This window comes from Luteibacter sp. KNZ12-1A (genome assembly GCF_056755675.1).
Map to the genome: position 1 here is coordinate 1 of NZ_JBPGXU010000030.1, position 26,779 is coordinate 26,779.

Sequence of the window (26,779 nt, forward strand, 5' to 3'; positions counted from 1 at the left end):
CATGGCCGCGCAGCGGCATCCTTTCCCGAGCGACGGTGCAACCGGAGCGACGAGGGTGGCGGCCGACGGCTCTGCCCACGCCGCCCGCCGCCGCGGGATCGCCGACAGGGTCGGCTCCCACCAGAAAAAAACGCCCCGACAAAGCGGGGCGTTCCGTGAAACCGTATCGGTCGAAATGCCGCTTCAGTGCACGGTGAAAAGCTTGTCGAAGCCCGCGATGCGCAAGGTGTTGCGCAGGTCGGCGCCGGCGTTGACGATGCGGATCTCGGCGCGGTCGCCGCCAGCATGCTCGCGCAGCAGCATGAGCATGCCTAGCGCCGAACTGTCCATGGCCGTGACCTGTTCCAGGTCCAGCACGTAGCTGCGCGCCGGGCTGACCTCGCCCAGGCAGGCGTCATGGAAAGCGCGATGGATCGAGAAGTCGAAGCGCTCGCCCAGATGGAGGGTGAGGCAGCCCTGCTCGGTGTCGTGATGCACGTTGATGGCCATGGATGCTTTCCTCAGAACAGATCGATGTCGCCGGCAGCCATGGACTGCTGGAGGGCGGGACCGCGCGAGCGCAGGCGGGCACGCTCACGCTGCTCGGCCAGGCGGGAACGGACGCGCTGGGCGCGGGCGCCGAGCTCGCTCGCGTCGGCGGGCGCGCAAGCCAGTTCCTCGATGTCGCGGGTGCAGTCGGCGGTGATTTCCTGGAGCTCGACCAGGCGCGAACGGGTCTGGTGCAGCAACTGGCTGAGGATGTCCTCGAACTGCAGGGAGCGGATCGTCGTGGAGACGTCGTTGCCCAGGCCACGGTTGATCGAGGCGGCTTCATCGGCCGCCGCACTGGTGCGGGCGTTGGACTCAGTGATGGTCGCCATCATCTCGTCGATGCCGCCCTTGGCGGATAGCGCCACGTTCATGTCCTGCGACGCCATGTTGCCGACGAGCTCACGCAGCTGTTCCATCGCGGTGCGCGAACGCTCCACGTGCGTGCCGATCTTCTCGTTGAACTGGTTGCTGTGCTGGGCGAGGTTGCGGATTTCGCCCGCCACCACCGCGAAACCGCGGCCGGACTCACCGGCGCGCGCGGCCTCGATCGCCGCGTTCAGCGCCAGCAGGTTGGTCTCTTCCGCGATCGTGTTGACGTTCTTCAGCAGCGCGAACACGGCGTCCATCTCCTTCGCCATGCCGTCGATGCGGTAGACGATGCGCAGGCTCTCGCGCGACAGCTGGACGATCAGGCCCACGAAGTGCTCAAGCAGGCCAGCCGTACGGTCGGCGAAGTCCTGCACCGAGATGCCCTTGCCACCGCCCTCGATGATTTCGCTGAGCAGTTTCTGCTGCTTGCCGGTCTTGTGAGAAAGGCCGTTGAAACCGCCGCCCAGTTCGGCGACGGCGTCGCGCAGCAGGTCGAGCGCCTGGTTGAGTTCGCGGCTGGCATGGCCGAGTTCGTCGACGATGGCGCTACGGACGTCTTCCATCGCTTCGCGCACCGACGCCTCGTCGCTGGCGTGGCTGCTCAGTACCACTTCCACTTCGGGCACCGGGGCGGAACGCAAGCTGATCGCGATCCAGGTCGCGGTCAGGAGGGCCACCACGACCGGGGCGACCCAGGCCGAATGGAACACCAGGACCAGTACCAGCGCGATCGCGCTGGCGGTGAAGCCGACGGAGTGTTCGTTCTTCGGGATCAACATGATGACGTCTCGTTGTTCAGGTGCCGACGCGGGCGGCGGCGGGCACGGGGGTATGGGCAAGCGCGAGCAGGCGCGCGGCGATGGCGTCTAGCGGCAACATCTCACTGGCGGCACCCGCCTTCCACGCGGCGCCGGGCATGCCCCAGACCACGGAACTGGCTTCGTCCTGGACCAGGGTCGGCGCGCCGATTTCCTTGAGTTCGCCAAGACCGCGCGCACCGTCGTCGCCCATGCCGGTAAGCAGGCAGCCGATGGTGGCGGCGCCGACACTGGCCGCCATGGAGCGGAACAGCACGTCGACGGCCGGCTTGTGCCGGTTCACGGGCGGACCGTCGTGCAGGCGACAAACGTGGCGCGCGCCATCCCACATCACCAGCAGGTGCTGGCTGCCGGGAGCGATGTACGCATGACCCGGCTGGATGGGCTGGCCATCGCGTGCCTCGCACACGCGCATCGCGGAGCAGGAATCCATGCGTGCGGCGAACGGGCCGCTGAAAGCCGCCGGGATGTGCTGGGTGATGACGATGGGCGGTGCCGTGGGCGGCATGGCTTCGAGCACGACACGAATGGCTTCCGTGCCGCCGGTGGACGCGCCGATGGCGATGATCCGCGTGCCGCCGCGGCTGCCCGCCGTCTGCGTGCGCGGCAACACCGCGTCGGCGGAGAATCGCGGTGCGACGTCCAGCCTGGCCACCGCGGTGCGCTCGCGCGGCTTCGCGCCGGCGGCGAGTCGCACCTTGGCGCAGATCTCGGGCGCATGCTCCATGAAAGTGTTGGCCAGGTCGGCGGCGGGCTTGGTGAAGAAGTCCACCGCTCCCAGCTCCAGCGCGCGAAGCGTGACGTCGGCACCTCGCTCGGTCAGCGTCGACACCATCACCACCGGCATCGGCCGAAGACGCATCAGGTTCTCGAGGAAGGTCAGGCCGTCCATGCGTGGCATCTCGACGTCGAGCGTGAGCACGTCGGGATTGAGTTGCTTGATCTTGTCGCGGGCGATCAGCGGGTCCGCGGCGGTGCCGACCACCTCGATGCCCGGGTCGGACTCGAGCATGGTCGACAGCACCTTACGCACCAGGGCCGAATCGTCGACGATGAGAACGCGTACTTTCTGCATGGGCACTTGCAACTCGGTGGTGGAACGATGATGAGGCGAGGCCCCCGACGACATGCGTCAGAACAACTCCACCTCTCCCTTTATCGGATCGTCGGCCAATCGCTTGAGGTATCGTCTCTCGCGATCGGCCAGGCTGTGGTCGTGGGTGGCGCGCAACTGGCGCACGCGGACCTTGCCGCTCACCGGGAAGAACTGCACCTGGCGCGGGTAGATGTCGCCCACATCGGCCGCGCACAGCTTCAATTTCTCCGTGGCGATATAGCGCTGCACGAACGCGATGTTGCGCTGGCCGATGTCGGTCATGGTGGCCAGCACGCGGCCACCGCCGAAAATCTTCACTTCGAGGTCGTCGCGTTTTCCGCCCGCCTTGAGGATGGCGTTGATCAGCTGTTCCATGGCGTCGTTGCCGTAGCGCGCGGCGCGGCCGACCGTGGAACTCCAGCTGTCGCGCTCACCCGCCGGCTCGGGCAGCATGAAATGGTTCATGCCGCCGATACGGCGCCGCACGTCGCGCACGCACGCCGACACGCAGGAACCCAGCACCGTGGAAATCATTTCTTCCTGCGTGCTGACGTAATACTCGCCCGGCAGGATCTTCACCGTGACCACTTCCTGCGCAGGGTCCCAGAACCGGCGCACGTGCTCGAAGCCCGGTAGCACGCTCTTCGGGTCGAAACCTACGAAGGTTCGTGGTTGTACGACGAACGTGTCGCTCATGTACGCTTCCGGTAGACCGTCCGGCCGATCAGGTCGAAGTCCTCGGACAGTCCGTACATGGATTCCGAGTGACCGAGGAACAGGTAGCCGCGGCTTTCCAGCATGCCGGCATAACGGGAAAACAGGCGCTGCTTCGTCGGCTTGTCGAAGTAGATGACGACGTTGCGGCAGAAGATCGCGTCGAACTTGCCCTGCATCGGCCACTCGTGCAGCAAGTTCAAGGGCTGGATGGCGACCAGTTCGCGCAGGCGCGGATGCACCAGTGCATAGCCGTCGTAGGCACCTTCGCCACGCAGGAACCAACGCTTGCGCCGGGCGTCGCTGACGCCGCCGAGGCGGTCGATCGCGTACATGCCCTTGCGCGCGGCCTCGAGGGCCTGCGGCGACAGGTCGGTGGCGAGGATCTTCGCATCCACGTTGGCACCGGTGCGTTCGAGCGCCTCGGCGAGCACCATCGCGATGGCATAGGGCTCTTCGCCCGTGGAACAACCCGCGGACCAGATGCGCAGGCGGCCGCCGCCACGCTTTTCTTCAAGCCAGCGTGGCAGTAGCTCGTCCACGAGCATGTCGTAGTGGTGCATCTCGCGGAAGAACGAGGTGACGTTCGTGCTGATGCAGCTGGCCAGTTCGCCGAGTTCGGACGCGGGATCGCGGCGCAGCAGGTCGCAGTAACCGGCGAAGCCGGAGAGACCCAGCGCGCGAAGACGACGGAGCAAGCGTCCCTGGACCAGTTGGCGCTTATGTTCGCCGAGCGAGATACCGCAGTGCTGCAGCACGAACTCACGAAGAAAGGTGAATTCGGCTTCGCCGAGGCTGGGCCCCGTCGCGCTCGCCAGCCCGACGGCATCGCCGTTGTTGACGAGCGCGCTCATCGATCAGAACTCCTTCCACGCACCGGCGTCGGCGGACTCCGCCGGGCGCGGCGCACGCGGGGCCGGCGCGCTGCGCACGGCGGCGAACACGGTTTCCATCTCTTCCTTGGCCACGTCCTTGCGGACGCCCTTGCCCGCCGCCTTGGCGGAGGCCTGGCCGGCGATCTGGAAGAAGGCGACCTGACGGCTGAGCTCGGTGGCCTGCTCGTGCATGGCACGCGCGGCGGCGGCCGATTCCTCGACCAGCGCGGCGTTCTGCTGGGTCATCTCGTCCATCTGCAGCACGGCGTGGTTCACCTGATCGATGCCGGCGGACTGCTCGGAGCTGGCGGCGGCGATCTCGGCGACGATGTCGGTCACCTTCTTCACGCTCTCGACGATCTCGGCCAGGGCCTTGCCCGACTGGTCGACCAGTTCGGAACCGGTCTTGACCTTGCTCGCGCTGTCGTTGATGAGGCCCTTGATCTCCTTGGCGGCGTTGGCCGAGCGGCCGGCGAGGTTGCGCACCTCGGTCGCCACGACGGCGAAGCCACGCCCCTGCTCGCCCGCACGCGCCGCTTCCACGGCGGCATTGAGTGCCAGCAGGTTGGTCTGGAAGGCGATCTCGTCGATCAGGCTGACGATGTCGGAAATTTTCTTGCTCGAACTGTTGATCTCGCGCATGGCGACGACCGTCTGCGCGACGACCTCGCCACCGCGCTCGGCCTGCTCGCGCGCGCCACGGGCCAGCTGGTTGGCGTGGCTGGCGTTCTCGGCGTTCTGCTTCACCGTGGAGGTCATCTCCTCCATCGACGAAGCGGTTTCCTCCAGGCTGGAGGCCTGCTCCTGGGTGCGCTGCGAGAGGTCGTCGTTGCCGCGCGAGATCTGCTGCGCGGCGGTGCTGACCGAACCGGACCCGTGGCGCACTTCCGAGACGATGGCGCTGAGGCGCTCGTCCATCGCGCGGAACGCGGCCTGCAGCTGGCCGAGTTCGTCGTTGCGGGTGACCTGGATGTCGTGGCCAAGCTTGCCTTCCGCGATCTGGTGCGCGACGTCCACCGTCTGTGCCAGGGTGCGGATGATCGAGCGGATCACCAGCACGGCGATCAGCAGGCAGACGAACAGGCCGATGGCCAGCGACGCGATGCTGACTGCGCGGACCGTCTTGTACTGTGCGCTCTCCCTGGCGTAGATGGCTGCCGCTTCGTCGCGCTTGGCTTCGACCAGCTTGGTCAGCTGGTTCTGGCGGTCCATCAACAAGGGGCGCACCTGGAGTTCGAGCACGTCGGAAGCGCCCTGGTCCCCCTGGTTAAGCGCATCGACCATGTCCGACTTCGCCTGGTCGTAGTCCGCGTTCGTCGCCTGCCACTTGTCGTAGAGCTTCTTGACGTCGGCGGACATCGGAACCTTCAGGAACTCCACCTTGGTGGTATTCATGTCGGCCTGGTACTTCTGGAACTCGGCGACTTTCTGCTTCACCTGGTCGGGGTTGCCGACCTTCGCCGCGGCCTCGCCCAGCACGATGAAGGACATCAGCGAGTTCGTGTTGATGCGGGTCAGCATCTCCGAAGGAACCAGCTCCTCCTGGTAGATCTGGCGCATGCCTTCGTTCTGGAAGTGCATCGCGCCCAGGCCGACGGCCGCGCCGCCCAGGAGCATGAGCGTGAGCAAACCGAGTACGCCGTAGAGACGACCGCGGACGGTCAGGGCGGGAACTTTGAACTTGAACTTCTTCATCACGATTCCAATCGGCAAAGTGCGGCAAAGGCAAACCGGGCATCACATGCCGGCTGGCTCGTGGCCGCCGGCGCGTTCGTAGGCTCAGGCGACGGCTTTCACTTCCGGCGAGGCCAGGGCGACCTCGAGCATCTGGGCGTCTTGCGGTTGCAACAGGCGGTCCACGTCGAGCAGCAGCACCATGCGCTCGCCGACGGAAGTCAGGCCCTTGAGGTATTCGGTGTCCACCGTGGTGCCCATGTCGGGGACCGGACGGACCGCGGCCGGCAGCACGTCGATCACATCGGAGACCGCGTCGACCACGACGCCGAACTGACGCCCGGCGACCATCACGATCACGCAGACGGTGGTGGCGGTGTATTCCTCGGAGGCCAGGCCGAAGCGCAGGCGCAGGTCCAGCACGGGGACGATGGCGCCACGCAGGTTGAGCACGCCCAGCACATAGGGCGGTGCCTGCGGAATGCGCGTGACCGGTGTCCAGCCACGGATCTCGCGAACGGCGAGGATATCGACGCCGTATTCCTCGCTGCCGAGGTTGACGGTGAGGTACTGCGCGGCCTCGTCGGACGCATCGGTAGCGGTGGCGTAGCTGGCTTGCTGATTCATGTCGTTCCCACGGCGGATCGGATCGGCGGTTCGGGACCCCTTCCCCAGGGGTATCGGCCGCGGCCGCGGGGACTTGAGGGCGAAGTACGCCGGATTTGGCCAAGAGCCCAAGCCACCGGCAGGCGCCCAAGGGGCGAGCCGACTCCCGCAAGAAGCCTCGTTCTGGTGGGAACCTTGCTCTGGAAGAAACCTTGGCTCTCGACTTTGTCGGCGATCCCGCGGCAGCGGGCCAGGTTGAGGCAAGCACCCATCGCCGACAAAGTCGGCTCCCACAAGGCCGGCTCCCACCTCAAGCAGCCAGCACAGCTGACTCAAGCAGCCTTGCGCCGCCCCTGCATGCGAACCAGCCCCGTCACATCCGCGATCAACGCCACCGAGCCGTCGGCCAGGATCGTCGCACCGGAAATCCCAGCCACCCGGCGATAATTGGCCTCCAACGACTTCACCACCGCCTGCTGCTGCCCGATCAACTCGTCGACGAACAGGCCGATACGCGTGCCCTCGCCTTCCACCACGATGACGATGCCCTCGTCGAGGGCGCGCCGGCGTCCCGCACAACCGAAGACATCGAACAGGCGGACGATCGGCAACCAGTGCTCGCGAAAACGGAACAGTTCGCCACCACCGGCCACGCTACGGACGGCATCCGGCTTCACTTGCACGGATTCGACGATCGAAACCAGAGGCACGATATAGGTCTCCTCGCCCACTGCGGCGGTGAGGCCGTCGATGATCGCGAGGGTGAGCGGCAAGGTGATCGTGAACGTGGTGCCACTGCCCTGCACGCTGCGGATGCCGACGGTACCGCCGAGATCCATGACGTTGCGGCGGACCACGTCCATGCCCACGCCACGGCCGGAAAGGTCGGTGGTGGCGGCGGCGGTGGAGAAGCCTGCCTCGAAGATCAGGTCGGCCACGGCGTCGTCGGACATGCCCTCGCCCGAGGCGATGATGCCGCGCTGGATGGCCTTGGCCACGATGGCGTCGCGGTTCAGGCCCGCGCCATCGTCAGCCACTTCCACCACGATGGAGCCGCCGCGATGGAAGGCCTCCATGCGCAGCGTGCCGGTGTCGCCCTTGCCCGAGGCGAGGCGCTTCGAGGGCACTTCCAGGCCGTGATCGATGGCGTTCCGCACCAGGTGGACCAGCGGATCGCCGATCTTCTCCAGCACGGTCTTGTCCAGTTCGGTGGTCTCGCCACGGAGATCGAGCACGACCTTCTTGTCGAGCTTCTGCGCCAGGTCGCGGACCAGGCGCGGGAAGCGGTTGAACACCGTGCTGATCGGCAGCATGCGGATGCTCATGACGCTTTCCTGCAACTCGCGCGTATGACGCCCGAGCTGGGCGAGGCCATGGCGGAGCATTTCCAGCTGCGATGCATCCACGCCGTCGTGGAACTGGCTCAGCATCGACTGCGTGATGACAAGCTCGCCGACGAGATTGATCAGGGTGTCGATCTTCTCGATGCCGACGCGGACCGAGCTGGATTCGCTGTTGGCGGCCGGCTCGCGCACGGCGCGTGGCGGCGCGGCCGCGGCCGGTGCGGCGACGACCGGTGCCGGCGCGGCGATGCGCGGCGTCAGCGTGAGGTCGCAGTCGCCGTCCACCCAGTCGAATACGCCCTCGACGGCCGTGCGCTTGGCACCGGCATCGAGGCGGAGCGTCCAGCCGAGGTAGGACGATGACGCGTCCACGTCGGCCAGCGGGGGAAGCTTGCTGGCGTCGCATTCGACACTCAGCGGCCCGAGGGCGGCGAGTTCGCGGAACATGCGCGCCGGATCGTTGCCTGTCTTCAGCAGGTAATCGAACGGGCGGAAGGCGATGTCCCAGCCTTCGATCGCTTCCATCGGTGCGGCGGCCTTCACGGACGCCGGTGCGGCGGAGCCACCGGACACCATGGCCGACAATTCGGCCAGCAAGGCCTGGCTCTCGGCGGTGGCCGCCGGTTGGCCCGCCATCGACAACGCCAGCATGTCGCGAACGGTGTCGCCCGAGCGGAGCAGCAGTTCCACCACGGCCTTTTCCATCGGACGGCGGCCACTGCGGACCTCGTCCATCAGGTTTTCCGCCACGTGGGTGAAGGCGGCCACATCGGTGAAGCCGAACGTCGCCGCACCGCCCTTGATCGAATGGGCGGCGCGGAACACGACGTTGATCAGTTCCGGATCGTCGGCGCCCTCGTCCAGCGCGAGGAGGGCCTGCTCCATGGCGTCGAGACCGTCGAGGCTCTCTTCGTGGAACGCCTTGTGGAATTGCGCCAGATCGACTTTGGACATGGGTGGACCCTAGATTGCCGGAACGTCTTGGAACGGATTAACCGAGCACGCGGGCCACGGTGGCCAGCAGCTGGTCGGGATCGAACGGCTTCACCAGCCAGCCCGTGGCGCCGGCGGCCTTGCCTTCCATCTTCTTCTCGGGATTGGATTCGGTGGTCAGCATGAGGATCGGCACACCGCTATAACCCGGGCGCGTGCGGATCTCGCGAACCATCGTGATGCCGTCCATCACCGGCATGTTCACGTCGGCGAGAATCAGGTCGAACTTGTGGTTACCCGCCGAATCCAGGGCCGCCTGGCCATTGTCGGCTTCTTCGACATCGTGGCCGGCGCCACGCAGGGTGAAGGCGACCATGCTGCGCATGGAAGCCGAATCGTCTACCGCGAGAATCTTTGCCATGGGAGCACCTTCAGTTCACGCCGGGCTGGGCCGGCAGTTCAATCAAAGCATCGAGGCCGAGCGTGGACACGCCACGGCGGAGGGTGTCGCTGACCCCGGTCCAGACCACGGGGACGCCCGCGGCACGCGCATCGCGCGAGAAGGCCGCGAGTACCTGGAGCGCGGCGGTGTCCGTCTGGGCCACGGCGGCCGCGTCGATGTCGACCGCCTGCCCTGCGGACAGGGCAGCCAGCAGCGTCTCGCGCAAGGCCGGGGCGCTACCGATACGCAGGTCCGCATCCAGCGTGAGCGGGGCGCGGGGCGTGTCTTTGGAGGATTTTTTCGCCATCGTCCGTACCGTTGGGACCCTTGGTGGGCATCGCCCGGGGGGCGTTCGATGGGCTTATCGGCTGGGTTGGGGAAAGCTTTAGGGGGCTGGGTACCCTAACCGACCCCGTTATGCCTGAGTGGAACCTGGATATGGCAGATCCGCAGCTGACCGAGACAAGCAAGTTCCTGAGTTATGTGTTGCGACACGAGCCGGAGGCCATCGGGCTGGAGCTCGACAGTCAAGGCTGGGCCAGCGTCCAAGAATTGATCAAGAAGGCTGCTGGGGCGGGCAAGGTGCTGGACGTCGAATTGATCGACGAAGTTATCCGGACGAGCGACAAAAAGCGGTTCACACTTTCGGATGACAGGGCACGTATCCGCGCGGCTCAGGGGCACTCCTCAGTCGGTGTGAGCATTGAGTACGCTGAGGTGGTGCCGCCAGAAGTGCTCTATCACGGCACAGCCTTCCATCATCTCGAGTCGATTCGGAAAAACGGGCTCATCGCTGGGGCGAGGCAACATGTGCATTTATCGAGTGACGAGGCCACGGCGGTAAAAGTGGGGTCTCGCCACGGAAAGCCCGTAGTACTCGCGGTTCAGACGGGACGAATGCACCAGGCCGGCCTCAAGTTCTTTCAGGCGGAGAACGGGGTCTGGCTGACCGATCGAGTTCCTGCTGAATATCTCGAATAATGCGAGCAGTGCGCCAAATCCCCAACGTCTCACCCAAGGACATCATCAAATCCCAGATCGCAAGCACTCAAATCCAGAAGACATAGCTCCTTCATGAAGTTGAGGACATCGAGACTCAACATGTCCCCGATTACTCTCCGCGCTCCGACACGTGAACCTCGTGATCATTTATGGCTTGCGCCAACCAAGCAATAAAGTCCTTCACCTCGCCCCTTCCTTCCCACCCTGGCGAAGCAAAAGCGTGAACGTACACAACCCGAGGAGAAGAGGATAGGTCGGTTCCGTCGAAACACGCTACATCGTCCGCATCCTCTAACTTCGCGAATGGGATGAGTATCCTTCCTGGATACTGTTTTCGAAGCTCATCCATCCAGAAATCTGCATGAACCTGGTAGTCGCATAGAAACCACCAAGGCTCCAGATCGGGCCTGGTTTCCGAACTTACGAATTCGATAAAGCTGGCCGGCATGACAAATCCGTCAGGGAGCTTATCTTCATCGTATAAGTAGCGCCTTGTCATTTCCCTTTCCCTGTTACCTTTGGTCCAACAGGTGAACCGAACGGGTCAGTTTCCGAGCCCCCCTTGAGTGACAATGAACTCGTCGCTCAAACTTACGTCCGACGCGAGAACGTGCACATCCAGGTTTTCAGCTAGGAACTGGATCGAGAAATGCCTCACCGGTGGCATCGGATGGGACGTGACGGTCGCTCTGGCTCTCAAGTAACGATCTACATATTCCGAAGATCGAAACTCCGTGAGCCTGCCAAGCTTCAGTCCTGAAGCCTCACCTACGACTTCAAACGCAAAGCCTCCAGGAAATGGCTGCCTTAGGAACACTGGCACGTACTCGAACCGAAATGCTCGTTCGGCAACGCTCATCTCTCCAGATGAAGGATCTTCGTGATCGTACTTGACTGATATCGTGAGCTCCAAGCCTTCGGAAACAACAGTAACGTTGGATTCACCGTACCCCGGTAGCCACTCGTACGGGTCGAGAATAGTCTTCGGTCCGCTGATTTTCATTGTTTGTCCGGATCATTGGCTAGAGTCGAATTGCCGTTCTGGACCGCCCCGTGTTTCGCAGACCACCAGGAGCCATATTTTATGGCAACAGAGGAGGTTTTATCAGCGTTTGGGCATACTCGAACGAGTTATTCGTGAACGCGAGACGCCAGTAGGATTTTAGCAAAGGTACTCCAGCTCGGCACCATTACATCAACATCGCCGGTGTTTCGAGCGTAGCTGTCCATGGAATGTATCCACGCCGCCATTGCGGACAGGAACCTCTCCAGCGTATCGTTCTCCCAACCATCCGGATTGGTCGCAAGGTCTTCCGCCAGCATGGCGACTAGAGCGGACAGATCTTCAGCAGACTGCACGTCCACAATGTTCGACACAATAAGGGGACCTCTCTAATTTCTCACATGAATCGCTCGAAACTTCGACCCGAGCACCGACTTCCGTCTTAGACAGCCGTGAAGGCACCTGGTTTGTTGCGCCAGTAATCTTCCACCAGGAATGAAATATCGATGATCAACGTTACGCTACGGCCACACTCTTCTTCTGTCTCCAAATTGTGATTGGCGACAAAGATGAATTCCCCATACTGCTCTCGTACAAACTCAGGTGTGATCACGCGTCCCCGACGGGTACAAGCGCTACAACCCTACAATCTTTCAGATCGCAACCTTTCGCCGAAATATCTACACGCGACCGTCCTCATAACTAACGTAAACGATCTTGATTAACACGTCGGGATGATCGCCTTTTTCAGGCACATAGAGAACCAATCGGCCATTCGCGATGGAGTAGCCTAGAACATCTTCGACGAACGATGAGTCCTCCAACCGAATCCAATCCGCAACCTCTCGCGCGATCTCGCCGAGCACGTTTCTGCCGAAACAAAGAAAGACGTTAGGCCGCGAAATTTCGACGCCCTCAATAATGTCATCTTTGTCGAAATGAACGTGGATCGACCTATTGTTGTACACATCGGTGGGGCTAGCACTAAAGGGTGACTTCATGAACTGATAAGGCTTTTCTCCAAACAAATCTGCAATCTCACTGCGTGTCTGGCCCGCATGAAAACCAATGAGACACCCTTGGGTGAATTCGAAATTCATGACGCGCCCTCAATTCTTGAAATCATTCGGATTCAATGACTTAGCATAGTCTAGCATCTGCTGAATATTGGCGTCGTACTTGCTGCCGAACTTAGCATGTATGTCATCGATGTCCATTTGCATAGCTTCAGCGAGTTTCCCCTCGTTGAGGAGTTGCTGCTGCTTTTCTCTGTAGGCTCTGGCCGATGCTCCCGGCCCGTAGCTTGCCGTTTCGCGGTGATCAGCAGGGTCCATTTTGATCGCTGGGCCGTCTTGACTGCTGATAAGCGAGCCTGCGTAGCAAGACTGCGCCGGACAATTTGCTCGTATCCCTATGAGCGCCGCCAAGTGTATCGCCGAAAATCGCCCCCTCAGCATCCTGCACTTTCTCCGAGAATCCATTCGACTGTTGGACAATCGACTTCGCCGTATCACGAATCGCGCCGCCAACAATCGCAAGACCCGCGTCTACGGCAACAGACGCGATGGTGTTCGAAGCAGGATGCACAAGGCCCAGCTGCTCGGGAGTTTGCGCATCGAAGCCATACGTGCCGATCCATTGAGCGGTCGGATCGATCAGGCACTCCTGTTTTACGGCTTGAATCTGACCGGTGATACCTGAGTTGCCTACTCATTCGTCAACGCGACATGGACTTTCGGCTCAGCCGAACAAGATGCTTCGAACATCATCTTGCACATCTCTATTCGATTCATCGACGAATGGCTTCTGGGAAACCACAACGCGGACGATACCGCGGGACAGCTCCTCCAACCTGTATCGACCGGAATCAAGCAATCTTTCCAGGCGATGGTGACCTACGCGATCCCAGAAGACGGAACCGAACCACATTGCGTAACCCACCACTTCGACATACCCGATCTTGATTTCGCGACGTCCGGGATTACGAGACGTATCGATGACCGACTGCTCCAACGGATAGGGCAACCCATTCGAAATCATGGGAAGGCCGCTATAACTTCTGCCCGCCGCCTGGTACTCAAGCGGATCGGCCGCATTCTGCCAGAACGTGTACTCTTGATCGAGAATGCATGCCTGCGTAAAGCCCTCGTGCTGAAGAAATGGCTGCAGCACATTCTCCCAGTCCGATAATGTAACTGCCGACTGCTTCCGTATCGAGAGCAACTGATGCCGATACGCTGTGACAGTTGCGAAACGAATAGAGATGAAGTCCGTCTCGATGGAGAAAGACGCTCTCCTGCTCTTAACGAGCGAATCTAGCGCAGCGTCTGCACTCATTAGCTCATCGTAAAGCTTCACTTGCAGCGAACAAAGGTTAAGTACATCAAAACATAGCCGAGCCGCCTCGCCTCCGGCCAAGGAATCAAGCTCAAAAATAATGTCGAGTCTTTCAGACCTTACCGCCATCACGGGTACTCCCGCACTAGAACAGTCACCCCAAGTGACTTACCGTATTGGATTAGCGACTCGGCAGACTGCGCGCTCCCAGAAGGAACCCTGATGTCGAGCACCATCTTGGCGGGCTGACCCGAAACAGTCGCACCGCTATGGCTCAAATCATCTATCGTACTCTCCATCCTTCCTTTCCATCCGGCGCCAGCTGTATCAATTGTCTTCAAGCTAACGAGAGTATTCCCTTGCTGGAAGTCTACTAATGGAAAGTAGCCATTCTTCTCAGCGCCAACTTGATACCACCCGTTTGAAGCACTGTATTCCGTCTTTGCAAGCTCGGCCTCAATCTTGTTGCCACGGGCAATTGGTGAGAGATTCCAGACACTGGTATTCGACGCAACCGCGCTCGCGACGGACTCCGAATCGATTGCATGGTCGGCAGATTGTATTTTATCTGAGAATCCGTTCGACTGCTCGACGATCGATTTCGCCGTGTCACGAATCGCGCCGCCAACAATCGCAAGACCCGCGTCTACAGCAACAGACGCGATGGTGTTCGAAGCAGGATGCACAAGGCCCAGCTGCTCGGGAGTTTGCGCATCGAAGCCATACGTGCCGATCCATTGAGCGGTCGGATCGATCAGGTACTCCTGTTTTACGGCTTGAATCTGACCGGTGATACCTGACTTGTCCAAAGCAAGCCCGATACCAAACTTCGCAGGACCCGCCGTGGCAACGGCTACCGCATACCCCAGGGCTTCCGCATTCTCTGGACCAATCCAATTGACCACCTTCTCGACGCCCATTTCTCCGTTTGAAACGAGCCCAGTCAATGCCACGCCAGCGGATTGCCGGATGCTTCCCTGGATTGCATTCGAAGCCGTGTTCGGCGGAGGCGCGGAGCCAGAATCCGCGATCGCACCCGTAGCCGTGGTCGTGATGGGCCCGACGGTCACGGAACCGGCCACCTTCTCCATGACCTGGGCTTTCTGCGCGTCAGACAGGTCGTTGAACGATGCACCGTCGAACATGCGGTAGGAGGCCGCCTCCACCACCGCCAAACCATTCAGATTCTCATCCACTCCTGGCGTGGACAAAGCGGCGGCCAAGGCCATCGGATCAGCCCCGTTCTTGATGGCATCGTTGAGGATGCGTTCGCGCGCCGCCTTGACTGCCTCGTCGCCGCCCGTAGTGGATGCCAACCTGTCGTGGTCCCACTGAATGAGCTGGACGCGACCGTCACGATAGTCATAGTAGCCATAGGCCTGCGCATTCCCAGCGGTTGCGGCTGCGGTCGAGCCACCACCGACAAGCGAACCGACTCCATATCCGAGACCGATGGCCGCAAGATTCATCAGGCCGCTCTTTTCGGCCACATCAGCATCAATACCGTTACGATGGAGTCCGGCGCTTATCGCTGACAGGAATTTGTCGTCGGACAACGCTCCTGCGGCTCCCCCGGCGACGCTGCCACCTCCCATGTAAGCCGACACGGTCCCGACCAGGACGTCAGTCGCAATCTTGTAGGAACCGCCATCACTCCAGTGACTCATGTCCGACATGGCGGCATCCCGCATCGCCAAGGCCGCCGCCCGCTCCTCGTCCGTGGAGGCAGACTGGTACGCGGCAGACGCCTGGTTCAACCGCTCGTTAGCCTTATCGCGCTGTTCCGTGACGACGCTCTTGGTTACGGAGTAACCGACCTGGGTCGCTACCTGGAAGAGCTCCTGCTGTTCCGCGAGCTTCTTCTCGTCGAACTGTTTCAGGCCTCCCGCATCGATATCGGGATGGCGATCAAGCCCGCTCAGGTCCACGCCCGGCTGGTTCCGAACGTCGATGAATCCTTCGGCGATACCCGCCTGCGTAGTACTGCTCGAGTTCTTCGACTGCGGAAGGCTCATGCTTCCCGAGAAACCACTCCCACTGCCGACCGAAATGCCTGCGCTGAAGGAGTGGTAGTCAGCCTTGTTCTCGACGTCGCTGTAGGTCAGCGAACCCGTACTCAGCGAATTCTTGGCCGCGTCGGCTGAGCTGGCGATTACGCCGCCCTTCAGGTCGGTATTGCCTCCAACGTAAATGTTGTAGCCGCCAGCGCCGGCGCCGATGCCGCTGACTTCGTCAACGCTTTTGTAGTTACTGGTAGTCTTGCCGACGGCGATATTGACCTGGCTGCCGTAGCCATACACATAGGTCCCACCCACCTGCCAGTACTGACTCGCGTAATCGTTCGTCGCTTGCTGACTGGCGACGTTGAGGTCACCGCCAATCGCCGCGACCACCGTTTCGCCCTTCGCCTGGGCGCCGCGAATATTGACGTCGTTACCAGAGACGATGCTTAGCGTGTCCGATGCATTGACCGAAGTATTCGCATTCGTGGTTCCGTTGCCGTGAGCAATGCCCTTGCCGACATTGGCCGTGACGTAGATACCGGTCTGGCTGCCGATGCTGAAGCCGATCTCGCCGCTGGCATTTGCACTGCTGCTCTTTTGGGTATGCGACTCGAGCTGGCTCAGCAGATTCAGGTCGCCGGTGGCAGCTAGGGCAATGTTCTTTCCGTCGATCTTGCTTCCGATAATGTTGAGGTCACCGTTCGTGGCGGCGATAGTGACGTCACCATCGCTACGGATCGTGCTTCCGGCCGTGGTGTCATCGTGCGTGGTCGAGTGACTGTTCGCTGTGCTCGCACCCAGACCGACACGGATGCTGACGCCGCTGGCCGCGGCGGAACCCTTGGCGTCATCCGCGTTGGCGGCTCCCATCCCCGTCTGTACGGTGTCATAGGCCCCCATCGCCGCCTGCGCCACATAGAGAGCCTTCAGGCGATCGTCATCCACCTGTCCAGCGCGATGTGCCGATGCGTACGCACTTTGGGCGGTGGTAACCATGCCGCCGGTCAAACCAACATTGATTCCGCCACTGTGGACCGACTGCGTCTGACGAGTGTCGACTATCCCAAGCCCAGCATCGATCGTGACGTTCTGGCCGATGATCGTCGTACCCGCGTGGCTGAGAACATCGGAACCGGTGATATGGACATCCTGGCCCGCTGCCAGCGTGACACGCCCATCGATGCTACCTATGAGGCTTCCGGTCGAATCGATCTGGGTGACGTCGAGCGTGTTCTTCTGCTTCTGATTTCCGATGGTGACCTGCAAACCGTTCTGGATGAAGCCCGAGGTCGATACTCTCTGTTCGTGCTCTTCGGCGTGCGTGCTGACCGCCGTTCCGATACTGAGGTTGTTACCCGCGGCCAGCATCACATCGTTGGTGCCGGCAACCTGTGCACCCTGCGTTGTAACGTCGTGCTTCGCACTAATTGAGACCGAGTCACCACTGATCGTCGTACCGACTGCGATGCGGTCTTGGCTCGTATCCGCATTCGCGCGGCTCTGCGTCTGGTAGTTCCAGTCGGCAGGCAGCAGGCCACGGGTCATGCCGGATCGCTTGGTGTTCTTGCTGTGGCTCTCGTCGTAGACATCCTCGCCGGCCAGAAGATTCACGTCGTGTCCCGCGGACAGCGCGATTGCATCAGCGGCCTTGACTTGCGCTGCCGTCGCCGTGAGGTCATTGCCTGCAACCAACTGGACGTTTTCGCCACTCAAGCGGGTGCCTACGGCATAGGTCTCTGACACCTCGTCATGAGTAGTCGTGGTCTTGCTGCTAAGCAGGCCACTCTTCTTTTTCTTGGTATCGGTAACGACCGTGTGCGTCTCTTCCCCCGCGGTGAGCGTCAGGTCGTGTCCCGCGGCCACGGTGAGATCGCCGGCCTTTGTACCTATCGTGGCGGCCTGCAGCGTTGCGTCGTGGCCAGCCACGAGTTGCACGCCGGTTCCAGCGTCCACCGTCACCCCACGCACTGTTTCGTCCGTCGTCGTTTGGGTGATGTGCGTCTTGCCTTCCTTCCAGCTTTGGCTGGTCGTTTGGCTGTCGGTGACGGCGGTGAATGTCAGGTCATTGCCGGCTTGGATTACTGCCGCGCCACCCGCCTTGAGCTGCGTACCTTCGAGCGTAGCGTCGTGCCCGGCGGCCACCGAGAGATCGCCGCCAGCGCCGAGGACCGAGACGTCATGAGTAAGCTTCGATGAACTGCCGTTGGTTGTCGCGGACAGCGAGAGATCGTTGCCCGCCAACAGCGCCATGTCTCCCCCGGCACTCAGCGCACTGGCCTGCACCCCAAGGTCGTGGCCGGCTTGCAGGACGAGAGAACCACCCGCCTCGACCGAGCTCTCCTGCGTCTGCGTCGTCCAGCGCGTCCCGCTCTGCACCGCACCCAGGGTCAGGTCGTTGCCCGCCTGAAGGGCTGCATTACCGCCAGCCTTGAGCGCGGTGGCGGATAGGCTCAGGTCGTTCCCAGCCACCAGCGACATATCCCTGCCGGCGCTTAGCGTGATGCCTTCTGCCTGGGTACCCGTGAGCGTGCTGCTCCAGGCGTACGGATGCGTCGTGGTGACGGTTGATTCCAGTGACAGGTTGTTACCTGCCGCCAGCGCGAGGCTGCCACCCGCCGATACCCCCTGCCCGCTCAACGTCAGGTCATGCCCCGCCGTAAGCAACGCGTCACCCCCCGCCGTGACCTTCGTATGGTCGAGCGACAGATTGTTGCCCGCGCTGATCTGCAGGCCTTGCGTGGCGGTGATGCTCGCCCCATCCATGCCACGACCGACCAGCCCACCCACGTTCTCCGAACGAATATCGCCGCCGGCGATCAGGCTGACACCCGCGCCGTCGATGCGCCCGTTGATGTTCGTGACGTTTCCGGTGGTGTTGATCGCCGTAAGGCCGTCGCTGGAGATGCGGCCCGTATTGAGCAGATCCTGCGCGGTGAGCAGCGTGCTGTTCTGGCCCTTGATCAGGCCGTCGTTCGACAGCTTGCCCGACGCCTCGATGCTCACGTCCTTGCCGGCGATCACCGCGCCCTGCGCCGTCAGCCCAAGGCTTCCGCTCGCCAGGTACACCACCGGCACCAGCACTTCGTGGCCGTCCACGTTCTGCTGCACCATCCAGACGATGTCCTGGGTGAGCGCGCTGACCTGGTCGGCGGTAAGGGCCACGCCCACGCTCAGGTTCATGGCCTGGGCGGCGTGCGTGGCGTTGTTCATCAGCGACTGGTATTCCTCCAGGCCACTGGAGTAATCGGCCAGGTAGGTGCGACCGGTCAGCTGGGTCACCTGCTGGGTGACGAGCTGCTGCTCGTAGAAGCCATCGCCGAGGCGCATCATCGTGCGCGCCGGATCGACGCCCAGCTTGTCCAGCAGGTAATCGCTGCTGATGAACTGGCTGTAGTCGATGAAGCGGGAATTGGTCTCGATCAGGTAGTTGCCGCTCGGCGGATGGCCGAGCAACGCCGTGAGATACGCATTGCCGAGCAAGCCGACGTTGCGCGCGGACGCGCCGTTGGCCAATGCCGAGAGCGAATCCGCGGCCACACCGTCCACCGCGCTACGCTCGCCTGCCGAGGCCGCGGTGATCTGGCCGCCCGTGGAAGGTCCATCCACCGCGACGCTTCCACCCGCGCCGCCTCCGCGGACGCTATAGATGCCTCCTGTCGACAAGGTCACGCCAGCCAGGGGCTGGCCCGCGCCGCCCAGCACCTGCGGGGCATGCCCGGTGGCCGGGTCGACCTGCGCACCGACAGGCAGGCCCGCCGCGCCTTGTGCATTGCCCTTGTTCACGGACGCCAGGCCGATGGCCTGTGCGTTCGAATCGAGGCGCGTGTTGCCGACCGGACGCCCGTCCGGCGTGACGCCGCCGTTGGATACATTCAGCCCGCCGATGGCGACACCCGCGGCACCCGACATCACCGCGCCCAGCGCGGTGTAGTTGTCGTGGATATAAGTCGAGGGATCGGTGTTCGGGCGCCGCGTATACGATTCCGTGTCGCCGCCCGCGTTGTCGCACAGGCTCTGGTCCGTACCGCAGCCGATATGATGGGTGACGGCGACCGTCTGAATGGTACGGCCCGCGGCCAGCGACTGGTTGGCGACGTTCTCGTTGCCGAACACCATGCCCGTACCGCCACCCGCTCCCTGCTGGTTCACGGCGAGGAAGCCATTCGCGGCGATGGTCGAGGTGCTGTTGGTCACCGAACCATACAGCGAGATATTGCCGCCCGCGACGATCTGCGATTGCGCACTGGCCGCATTCACCACCGTCTCGTCGATGGTGTGATATTCGGTCCAGGTTTCGTACTCCTGCACCTTGTTGATCGCGTACTTGTAATCCGAGCGCGGCAACGGCTGCGACGCAGCCGATTCCTCGGCGGTCAACACATGGCTGGTCGTGTTCAGTACGCGGCGCACGTTGTTGATCTGGTTCGCCGCCAGCAAGATGCTTCCCTGCGCCTGGATCGACCCGGAGAGGTTGTCGATCTGCCCCGCGCGCGTGTCGAACAGCCCTTGTCCATTGCGCGCCGCGCCAGCCACGTTGATGTTGCCGAGGCTGAAGATCTGCGCGTCACGGTTGAGCAGGTAATTGGTGTAGATATCGACGTTGTTCGTCGCGGCGATCGTGCCGCTCTGGTAGGCCGCGTTACCGGTGGCCTGGCCGAAGTCGGCGCCGTTGATCACGGTTCCGGCCTGGATGGTCACGTTGGTGCCCATGATGCTGCCGGTGTTGTTCACCGTACCGGCATGCAAACCGACCGTATTGCCCTGGATACTGCCCGCGTTGGTGATCGTCCCACCCGTGTTGAGCTGGGTGTTGGCCGAGTTGAGCAACGCGCCCGCGTTGTTGGTGATATTGGCCGCGCTGATGGTCAGGCCGTTCACCGCCTGGATGCTGCCGTTATTGACGAACTGCCCATCCACGGCGAGGCTGAAGCCGCCATTGGCCTTGATACTGGAACCCGCCGCCTGGACGTAATCGCCCACGAGGTGCATGCCCAGCGTGTTGTTGGCGACGATGGAGCCCTGGCCGACGAGGTTGCGGATGTCGAGCACGACGTTGCCGACACCGGCCACGCCGTCGATGCCCGCCTGCACGGTGCCGGCGCTGTTGTTCAGGCTGGCTAGGGTGAGGTTGAGCTGCCGCCCCGCCGTGATCTTGCCGCCGGCATTGATCGCCGACGCGCCGGCATTGACGAAGTTGAACGTGTTACCGGCATAGACCGTGCCGTTGCTGTTATCCAGTTGGCCGGTACCGAGGGTCATGTTGCCCGCGGCGACCAGCGTGCCACCCTGGGCATTCGAGATCGACGTACCAGAGAGGTTCACATCACCCTGCCCGCCCAGCGTGCCGCCGCGGTTGTCGATACCACCGCCCGATGTGACCTGGGTGAGTGCTGTGCTGGCATTGGCGACGCGACCACTGATATTGGAGATCGACGCCGAGTTCAGCGTCGTGGCGCCGTTGGCCTCGATGCTGCCCGCGTTGTTATTGAGGCCGTTGGTGGCGCGCAAGTCGATGGCGCCACGGCTCTGCAGGTGGCCGCCGGTGTTGGTCAGCGTATCCGTGGCCTGTACGTTGAGCTGGCCGCCGGAGATGACACCAGCGTTGTTCACACGCGTCGCATTGAGCTTGGCCAGCGTTCCTGCCGCGATCGTGCCGCTGCCGTTGTCGAGGGTGCCACCGACGCCGAGCGTGACGGCGCCGGGTGCGGACTGGATGGTGCCACCCGCATTGGCGAGGCTCGCCGCGGTGAGGGAAAGATCGCCCGCCGTCGCCTGAAGCAGCCCGCCCGCGTTGTTCACGCCGTTGGCGACCGTCACGCCGAGCGTATTGCCCGAGATCGCGCCGTTCGCGGTATTGCTCAGCGAAGCGGCGCCAACGGTCGTATTGCCATGCGCGTTGATCAAGCCACCATCGTTGGCGATACCCGTCCCCGCCGTGACGCGCGTGGCGCCGTTGCCCGCAAGAGTGCCTTGGCGGTTGTCGATGTCCTGGTCGGCTTTCACGTCGAGCAGGCCATTGCCTGCCAACTGGATGCTGCCGCCGTCGTTGACCACCCGTGCGCCGTGTACCGTCAGGTCACTGCCGTTGGTGGCGATGGTGCCGCCACTGTTGTCGAGCGTGCCTTGGGTGCCTAGCGTCCAGGCCGACGTCCCGGTCTGCAACAGCCGGCCGCGACCATTGTCGATCGAAGCGGCGGTGAGCAGCAGCGCGTTCGCCTGCATGCGTGCATCGCGGCCGTACACGCCGCGATTCAACAGGGCGCCACTGGCCTGTGCCGTAAGCAGACCACCCACGGCGAGATCGCCAGCCGTGTGATCGATATTCCCCGCGCGGGCGACCAGCGTCGCGTCGCCGCCGGCACGCTGCGTGCCGTAGGACACGTCGATCGAGTTCGCCGCCGCATCCAGCGCGTGACCTGCGAGCAGGCTGCCATGCGCGGTCAGCGCCGAGTCCGCCGACACATGCAGGTCGCCCACGGTGGCCAGCGTACCGTCGTCCTTCACGCCAGCCGCCAGCACGCCGGAGGCATCGACGCTGCCGCCATGCACGACCAAGTCGCCGGACGACAGCGTACGGCCATCGTTCTTCACGGTGGAACCGTCGAGCGCGATGGTGCCGGCGGAGAGCGTACCCGCCTGGCTCAGCGTGGCACCGCTGGTCAGCGATGCGGTCTGTGCCGAAATGTCGCCCCTGGTTTCAAGGTCGCCGTCCGCATGCAAAGTGAGGTCGGTGGCGGCCAGCTGACCGCTTTGCCGGATAGCGCCCGTGGCGGTCCCTTCGAGGCTCGCGGCCGACGCCACGGTGCCACCCAGGACGAGATCGCCCTGCCGGGCCTGCAAGGTCATCTTGTCCTGCTGCGTGCCCAGGGTGCCGGTGTTGGCGATGCTGCCGCCTTTCACATCGAGCGACGTCGTCGCGACGATCTTGCCGGCGTTCGCGACCGCACCCGTCACGTCGATCGCCACGTCGGCGGCACCCGTGAACTCCGCGGAAGCGCCCTGCGTGAAGCTGGCGGCGCCGAGCGTCACCTTCCCACCCGCGTAAGCGGTGCCGCCGTTGCTCAGCGCGTTCGCGGCGTGCAGGTCGAGGTTGCCATCGGTCGAGATGGCCCCGGTATTGCCGATGCTGCCCGCCGTGACCGACAAAGCGTTCGATGCCAGCCATTGGCCCGCGTTGTTCACGGCACCCGCCGTGCCGATCCCGAGCACGCCGCCTGCCTGGGTCGTGCCTGACAGGTCGATGTCACCTTGCGTCGCCAACGTCAGGTTCCGGGCGCTCGCCAACGTGCCCTTGCTGTCGATAGCCTTCGCCGTGACCGACAGGTCGCCGTTGGTCTGCAGCTTCCCGTTGGCATCCTGCGTCAACGCGCCGCCGCCCTGGACCGTGAGGTCTTGTTCGGATGCGAGGCTGCCGCGGTTGTCCAGGTTCCCGGCCGTGCGCACATCGAGCGCGCTCGTCGTGTAGACACTGCCCGTATTGTGCAGGTCGCCGCCTGCATCGACGGCCAGCGCACCCGTCAGGGAGGTATCGCCGCCGAGGGCCATGTCGCCGGCCGACACGAGCTTCGTGGCACCGGCGTTCATCGAACCGGACTGAACGAGGCCGCCTGCCGACACCGCGTCCAGCCGGCCTGCCGAGACGGTCTTGCCGGCCAGCGAGAGATCACCCTGGGTGGTGACGAGCGAGACATCGCCGGCGGTGCTGCCAAGCTGCCCCGTGCTGTTCAGGCTACCCGCATGGATATCCAGGCCATGACCGCCGACGATGGCACCGGCGCTGTCGAGCGCACCGGCGACAGCCAGCGTCAAGGCACCATCGGCATTGACCTGGCCGTCGCCAGTCTGGCTGAAACGTGCGGCGTCCAGGGTCAACACGTTGCCCGCATAGAGCAGCCCAGCGCTGGCGATGTCCTGCGACGCGGTCAACGCGAGATCGTGTCCCGCACTGATCGCCGAGCCCTTCGCACTGTCGAAACGCGCGGCACGAACGACGCCGTCGCGGGCGGCGACGACCGTCGCGGCCTGCGACAACGTGCCGGCGATGTCCGCGCGCACGTCATGGGCTGCCTGCAAGCGGCCTGCAAGCGAAGCCGTACCGGCCTGGAGAATCAGGTCGTTACCGGCATCCAGCGTACCCACCGTCGTGACGTTCGCCGCGTCGAGCGAGAGGTCGCTACCGGCGTGCGTCGTACCGGCCTGATCGATGCTCGATGCAAGCAGGCTAAGCCCACCATCCGCGTAGACATCGCCACGGAGCACCATCGTCTGCGCGGCGTCGAACGCCGCATTGCCCGAGGCATGGATCGAACCGGCGAGCGTCATGGATTGCGCGGACGCCACGTCGATAGCGGCAGCGGCGAAGGCGCCATCGACCAGTAAATCGCCAGCCGAGCGCACATGGAAGACGGATGCCGCCGATGCCACGCCGCCAAGATGCAGGTCACCGGCCGTGGTCAGCGTTGCCGAACCCGCCGTGCTCCCGAGCGAGCCTCGGGAGTCGATGCGCGCGGCATCGACGGTCAGAGCCTGACCACCGACGACGCTTCCCGCGTTGTCGAGGGCATCGCGCAGATGCAGCGCCGCGGCACCGGCGGCACTGGCGGAACCCTCCGCGCCGACGGACACGGCGTTGGCCGTCAGGTCGAGCGTGCCGCCTGCATACAGCTTTCCCGTGTTGTCGACGTTCCCGTCCACGGATAGGTTCAGATTGCGGATAGCGGACAACTCGCCGGTGTTCGCCAAAGCACCACCGCGGACCATGGCATCGCGACCCGCGACCACCGTGGCGGCATTGACCAGCGTGCCCGGCGTGGACAGCGAAACGTCCCTGCCCGCCTGCAGGCTCCCCGCAAGACGGAGCGACTGCGCGTCGATGGCGACATCGCCACCCGCATCGATCTGCTTAGAACTTTCCAGCGAAGCGGCGTGCAAACGGAAGTCGGTGCCTGCGTGCAACGTACCGGTGTTGCCCACGGCACCATCCGCATTGAGCGTGAGCCGGCCATCGGCGTAAAGCGAACCCGCATTGGCAAGATCGCGCACCGTATGCACCTGTGCATCGCCGCGCGCATAGGTTTCGCCGCTGTTATCGAATGAACCGATGTCGGCTTCGAGATTGCCCGTCGTGAGCTGCCCCTGTTGGCGAACCGCACCCGGCGTCCGCAGGCTCAGTGTGCCCCCCACGACCGTGTTACCCGCCAGGGTGACATCCGTGGCACTGGCCAGCGATGCATCGCCTTGCCGCGTGCCGAGTTCCCCGTGGCTGGTAATCGCATGTGCGGCCAAGGACAAACCGTCGCCACCGACAAGGCTGCCATCGTTGTCCACGTCGCCGGCCACCGCGATCCGTGCGCCGTGCACGCCATAAAGCTGGCCCGTCACGCCCTGTGCCAGCGATGCCGCATTCACGACCACGCCGCCGGCCGCGTACAGCGTGCCCTGGTTGAACAGCGTGCCCGCCGTATTCACCGCCAGGTCGGCGCCCGAGGAAACGATCGCCGCGGACCGGTTGGTGAGATTCGCCGCCAGCAGGTCGAGCCGGCCGCCCGAGACGATGACCGCGCTGTTGTTCAACTGGCCAGCCGCATGCACGGCTACGTCGCCGCCGCCTTGCACGGCACCTTGCAGACTGGCGTCGCCACGAGTCGACAGGGTCAACGCGCCACCGGCATCGACGATACCGCTGCTGTTCACCGCGCCCGTATCGAGGACAAGCCCATTCCCTGCATGAAGCGTACTCGCCGACGTGGTCTCAAGGAGGCCAGCCACCGTGACGTTACCGCCGCCCAGGCCATAGAGCGTGCCGGTGTTGCGCAGGTTGCCCGCGCGAATGTCGAACGACCCGTCGCTGTAGATCAATCCGGTATTGCGCAGTTCCTGCGCCGCATACACCGCCAGGTCACCGCCCGCGCTCAGCCGACCCGACACGTCGGTATCGCCAGCGACGTTCACGCCCAGCCCGCCGCCCGAGATGACACGGCCCGGCACGGCAAGGGGGCCGCGAGCGGTCAGCGAGACATTGCCATTCTGCGTACCGAACGTGCCTTCCACGGTCACCGGACCCGCGGCGTCGAGGGACGCGTTGCCCAGTGCCACCGTCGTGCCGCCGATTCGCACTTCGCCCGCGCTGCTCAGGGTGAGATCACCCGCCTGGGCCGCGATGGCGCCACTGCTGACCACGCCGACGCCCGCCTCGGTACCGACGAGGCGGATCTTTTCCGCATACATGCCGCCAAGCGCGGCCACGTCGATGGCGACGGCCGGACGAGCCGCGTCGGCCGCATTGGCGCGCACGCCTGCGTCGGCGTAGTTCACGTCGTTGCTACCGCTGACGACGTTGAGCTCCCTCGCCCAGAGGTTGCCGTTCACCTGCACCGCGCGGGCGATGAGGTCGGTGCGATCCACCACCGAACCGTCCAGTCCGCCACTGCCGATGGCGATGCTGCCGCCGGTGACGTGGAAGGCATCGAGGCTGCCGCTGCCGCCGAACACGGGGGTGCCCGTGGTGAGCGTGAAGCGTTGGCTGTTGATCACGCCGCAGCCGTCGCAGGTGATGCCGTAAGGATTGGCGATCACCACCGGAGCCGCCTTGCCGCCTACTTCTATATAGCCGCGCAGGCTGCTCGGCAGCGTCGAGGTCACCTCGTTGAGGATCAGCGATGCTTCGCCGCCCTTGAGGTTGTCGTTGCCAGCGACGTAGCCACCAAGCTGGGTCCGCACGATGCCCGCGCTGTTATTGAGGATCACGCCACGCTGGTCGACGTCGAAGCGCTGGTATTTGTTGTGCGATACACCCTTCGCATTCGGGGCGACGATGTTCACCACGGGCACGCCGTTCGCCGCCGAATCCATCGTCGGCCGGTGTGCGCCCGCCGCTGCGTCCGGCACCTGCTGCGCCCACGACACGACGGGTATGCCCAATGTCGCCAGGGCGATCGCTAGCGCGAGCGCGCGCACCACGGAGATTGCCACTTCGCCCTGCTGGCGCATCATCGTTTCCTTGATCGTCTTCATGACCCATGCCCCTTGTCGGT

At 63.5% G+C, this 26,779-nt stretch carries 18 protein-coding genes; 2 read left to right on the forward strand and 16 right to left on the reverse strand.

Translation table 11 applies throughout. The features are described 5' to 3' along the window. Positions 1 to 183 precede the first annotated feature (183 nt). From ACR9ZJ_RS08590 to ACR9ZJ_RS08635, 10 genes are all read right to left on the reverse strand, one after another. Positions 184 to 489 (reverse strand): STAS domain-containing protein, encoded by a 306-nt coding sequence (locus ACR9ZJ_RS08590; RefSeq protein WP_481279807.1) that lies wholly within the window; start codon positions 487 to 489, stop codon positions 184 to 186. 11 nt (positions 490 to 500) lie between these two features. Next, a complete protein-coding gene (locus tag ACR9ZJ_RS08595) occupies positions 501 to 1,679 on the reverse strand; it encodes a methyl-accepting chemotaxis protein (RefSeq protein ID WP_481287527.1) in 1,179 nt (392 codons plus the stop codon). Positions 1,680 to 1,695: 16 nt separating this feature from the next. Continuing rightward, entirely contained in the window at positions 1,696 to 2,793 is a 1,098-nt protein-coding gene (locus tag ACR9ZJ_RS08600; RefSeq protein WP_481287528.1) for a protein-glutamate methylesterase/protein-glutamine glutaminase, read from the reverse strand. Positions 2,794 to 2,850: 57 nt separating this feature from the next. Next, entirely contained in the window at positions 2,851 to 3,510 is a 660-nt protein-coding gene (gene cheD, locus ACR9ZJ_RS08605; RefSeq protein ID WP_481279804.1) for a chemoreceptor glutamine deamidase CheD, read from the reverse strand. Beyond that, positions 3,507 to 4,382 (reverse strand): CheR family methyltransferase, encoded by an 876-nt coding sequence (locus ACR9ZJ_RS08610; RefSeq protein ID WP_481279803.1) that lies wholly within the window; start codon positions 4,380 to 4,382, stop codon positions 3,507 to 3,509. Before ACR9ZJ_RS08610 ends, cheD begins: the two co-directional genes overlap by 4 nt. A 3-nt stretch (positions 4,383 to 4,385) precedes the next feature. Further along, the gene (locus tag ACR9ZJ_RS08615) at positions 4,386 to 6,098 is read right to left on the reverse strand and encodes a methyl-accepting chemotaxis protein (RefSeq protein WP_481287529.1); all 1,713 of its coding nucleotides are present in this window, start codon (positions 6,096 to 6,098) and stop codon (positions 4,386 to 4,388) included. A gap of 84 nt (positions 6,099 to 6,182) precedes the next feature. Continuing rightward, positions 6,183 to 6,704: a chemotaxis protein CheW gene (locus ACR9ZJ_RS08620; RefSeq protein ID WP_481287530.1), complete on the reverse strand. Its 522-nt coding sequence runs from the start codon at positions 6,702 to 6,704 to the stop codon at positions 6,183 to 6,185. 311 nt (positions 6,705 to 7,015) lie between these two features. Further along, complete coding sequence (locus tag ACR9ZJ_RS08625; RefSeq protein ID WP_481287531.1) at positions 7,016 to 8,980, reverse strand: chemotaxis protein CheA; 1,965 nt, start codon at positions 8,978 to 8,980, stop codon at positions 7,016 to 7,018. A gap of 37 nt (positions 8,981 to 9,017) precedes the next feature. Beyond that, positions 9,018 to 9,380, reverse strand: a complete 363-nt coding sequence (locus ACR9ZJ_RS08630) for a response regulator (protein ID WP_306850379.1) — start codon at positions 9,378 to 9,380, stop codon at positions 9,018 to 9,020. A gap of 10 nt (positions 9,381 to 9,390) precedes the next feature. After that, complete coding sequence (locus tag ACR9ZJ_RS08635; RefSeq protein WP_481287532.1) at positions 9,391 to 9,708, reverse strand: STAS domain-containing protein; 318 nt, start codon at positions 9,706 to 9,708, stop codon at positions 9,391 to 9,393. A 131-nt stretch (positions 9,709 to 9,839) separates the two neighbouring features. On the opposite strand from ACR9ZJ_RS08635, the gene ACR9ZJ_RS08640 reads away from it, so the two are divergent. Beyond that, positions 9,840 to 10,382: an RNA 2'-phosphotransferase gene (locus tag ACR9ZJ_RS08640; RefSeq protein WP_481287533.1), complete on the forward strand. Its 543-nt coding sequence runs from the start codon at positions 9,840 to 9,842 to the stop codon at positions 10,380 to 10,382. A 565-nt stretch (positions 10,383 to 10,947) separates the two neighbouring features. Here the strand turns inward: ACR9ZJ_RS08640 and ACR9ZJ_RS08645 are convergent. The 4 genes from ACR9ZJ_RS08645 to ACR9ZJ_RS08660 form a co-directional block, all read right to left on the reverse strand. Next, a complete protein-coding gene (locus tag ACR9ZJ_RS08645; protein WP_481287534.1) occupies positions 10,948 to 11,406 on the reverse strand; it encodes a hypothetical protein in 459 nt (152 codons plus the stop codon). Positions 11,407 to 11,534: 128 nt separating this feature from the next. Next, a complete protein-coding gene (locus tag ACR9ZJ_RS08650; protein ID WP_481287535.1) occupies positions 11,535 to 11,780 on the reverse strand; it encodes a DUF7660 family protein in 246 nt (81 codons plus the stop codon). A gap of 306 nt (positions 11,781 to 12,086) precedes the next feature. After that, positions 12,087 to 12,506, reverse strand: coding sequence for a hypothetical protein (locus ACR9ZJ_RS08655; RefSeq protein ID WP_481287536.1), 420 nt, complete (start codon positions 12,504 to 12,506; stop codon positions 12,087 to 12,089). A gap of 9 nt (positions 12,507 to 12,515) precedes the next feature. Next, entirely contained in the window at positions 12,516 to 12,740 is a 225-nt protein-coding gene (locus tag ACR9ZJ_RS08660) for a hypothetical protein (RefSeq protein ID WP_481279796.1), read from the reverse strand. Positions 12,741 to 12,819: 79 nt separating this feature from the next. Here ACR9ZJ_RS08660 and ACR9ZJ_RS08665 point away from each other — a divergent pair, with 79 nt between their 5' ends. Next, positions 12,820 to 13,107: a hypothetical protein gene (locus ACR9ZJ_RS08665; protein WP_481287537.1), complete on the forward strand. Its 288-nt coding sequence runs from the start codon at positions 12,820 to 12,822 to the stop codon at positions 13,105 to 13,107. Positions 13,108 to 13,146: 39 nt separating this feature from the next. Here the strand turns inward: ACR9ZJ_RS08665 and ACR9ZJ_RS08670 are convergent, their stop codons facing one another. Both ACR9ZJ_RS08670 and ACR9ZJ_RS08675 read right to left on the reverse strand, forming a co-directional pair. Continuing rightward, positions 13,147 to 13,875 carry a hypothetical protein gene (locus ACR9ZJ_RS08670; protein ID WP_481279795.1) on the reverse strand — a complete coding sequence of 243 codons (729 nt, stop codon included), beginning with the start codon at positions 13,873 to 13,875 and terminating at the stop codon, positions 13,147 to 13,149. Then, positions 13,872 to 26,759: a hemagglutinin repeat-containing protein gene (locus tag ACR9ZJ_RS08675; RefSeq protein ID WP_481287538.1), complete on the reverse strand. Its 12,888-nt coding sequence runs from the start codon at positions 26,757 to 26,759 to the stop codon at positions 13,872 to 13,874. Before ACR9ZJ_RS08675 ends, ACR9ZJ_RS08670 begins: the two co-directional genes overlap by 4 nt. Positions 26,760 to 26,779: the final 20 nt, after the last annotated feature.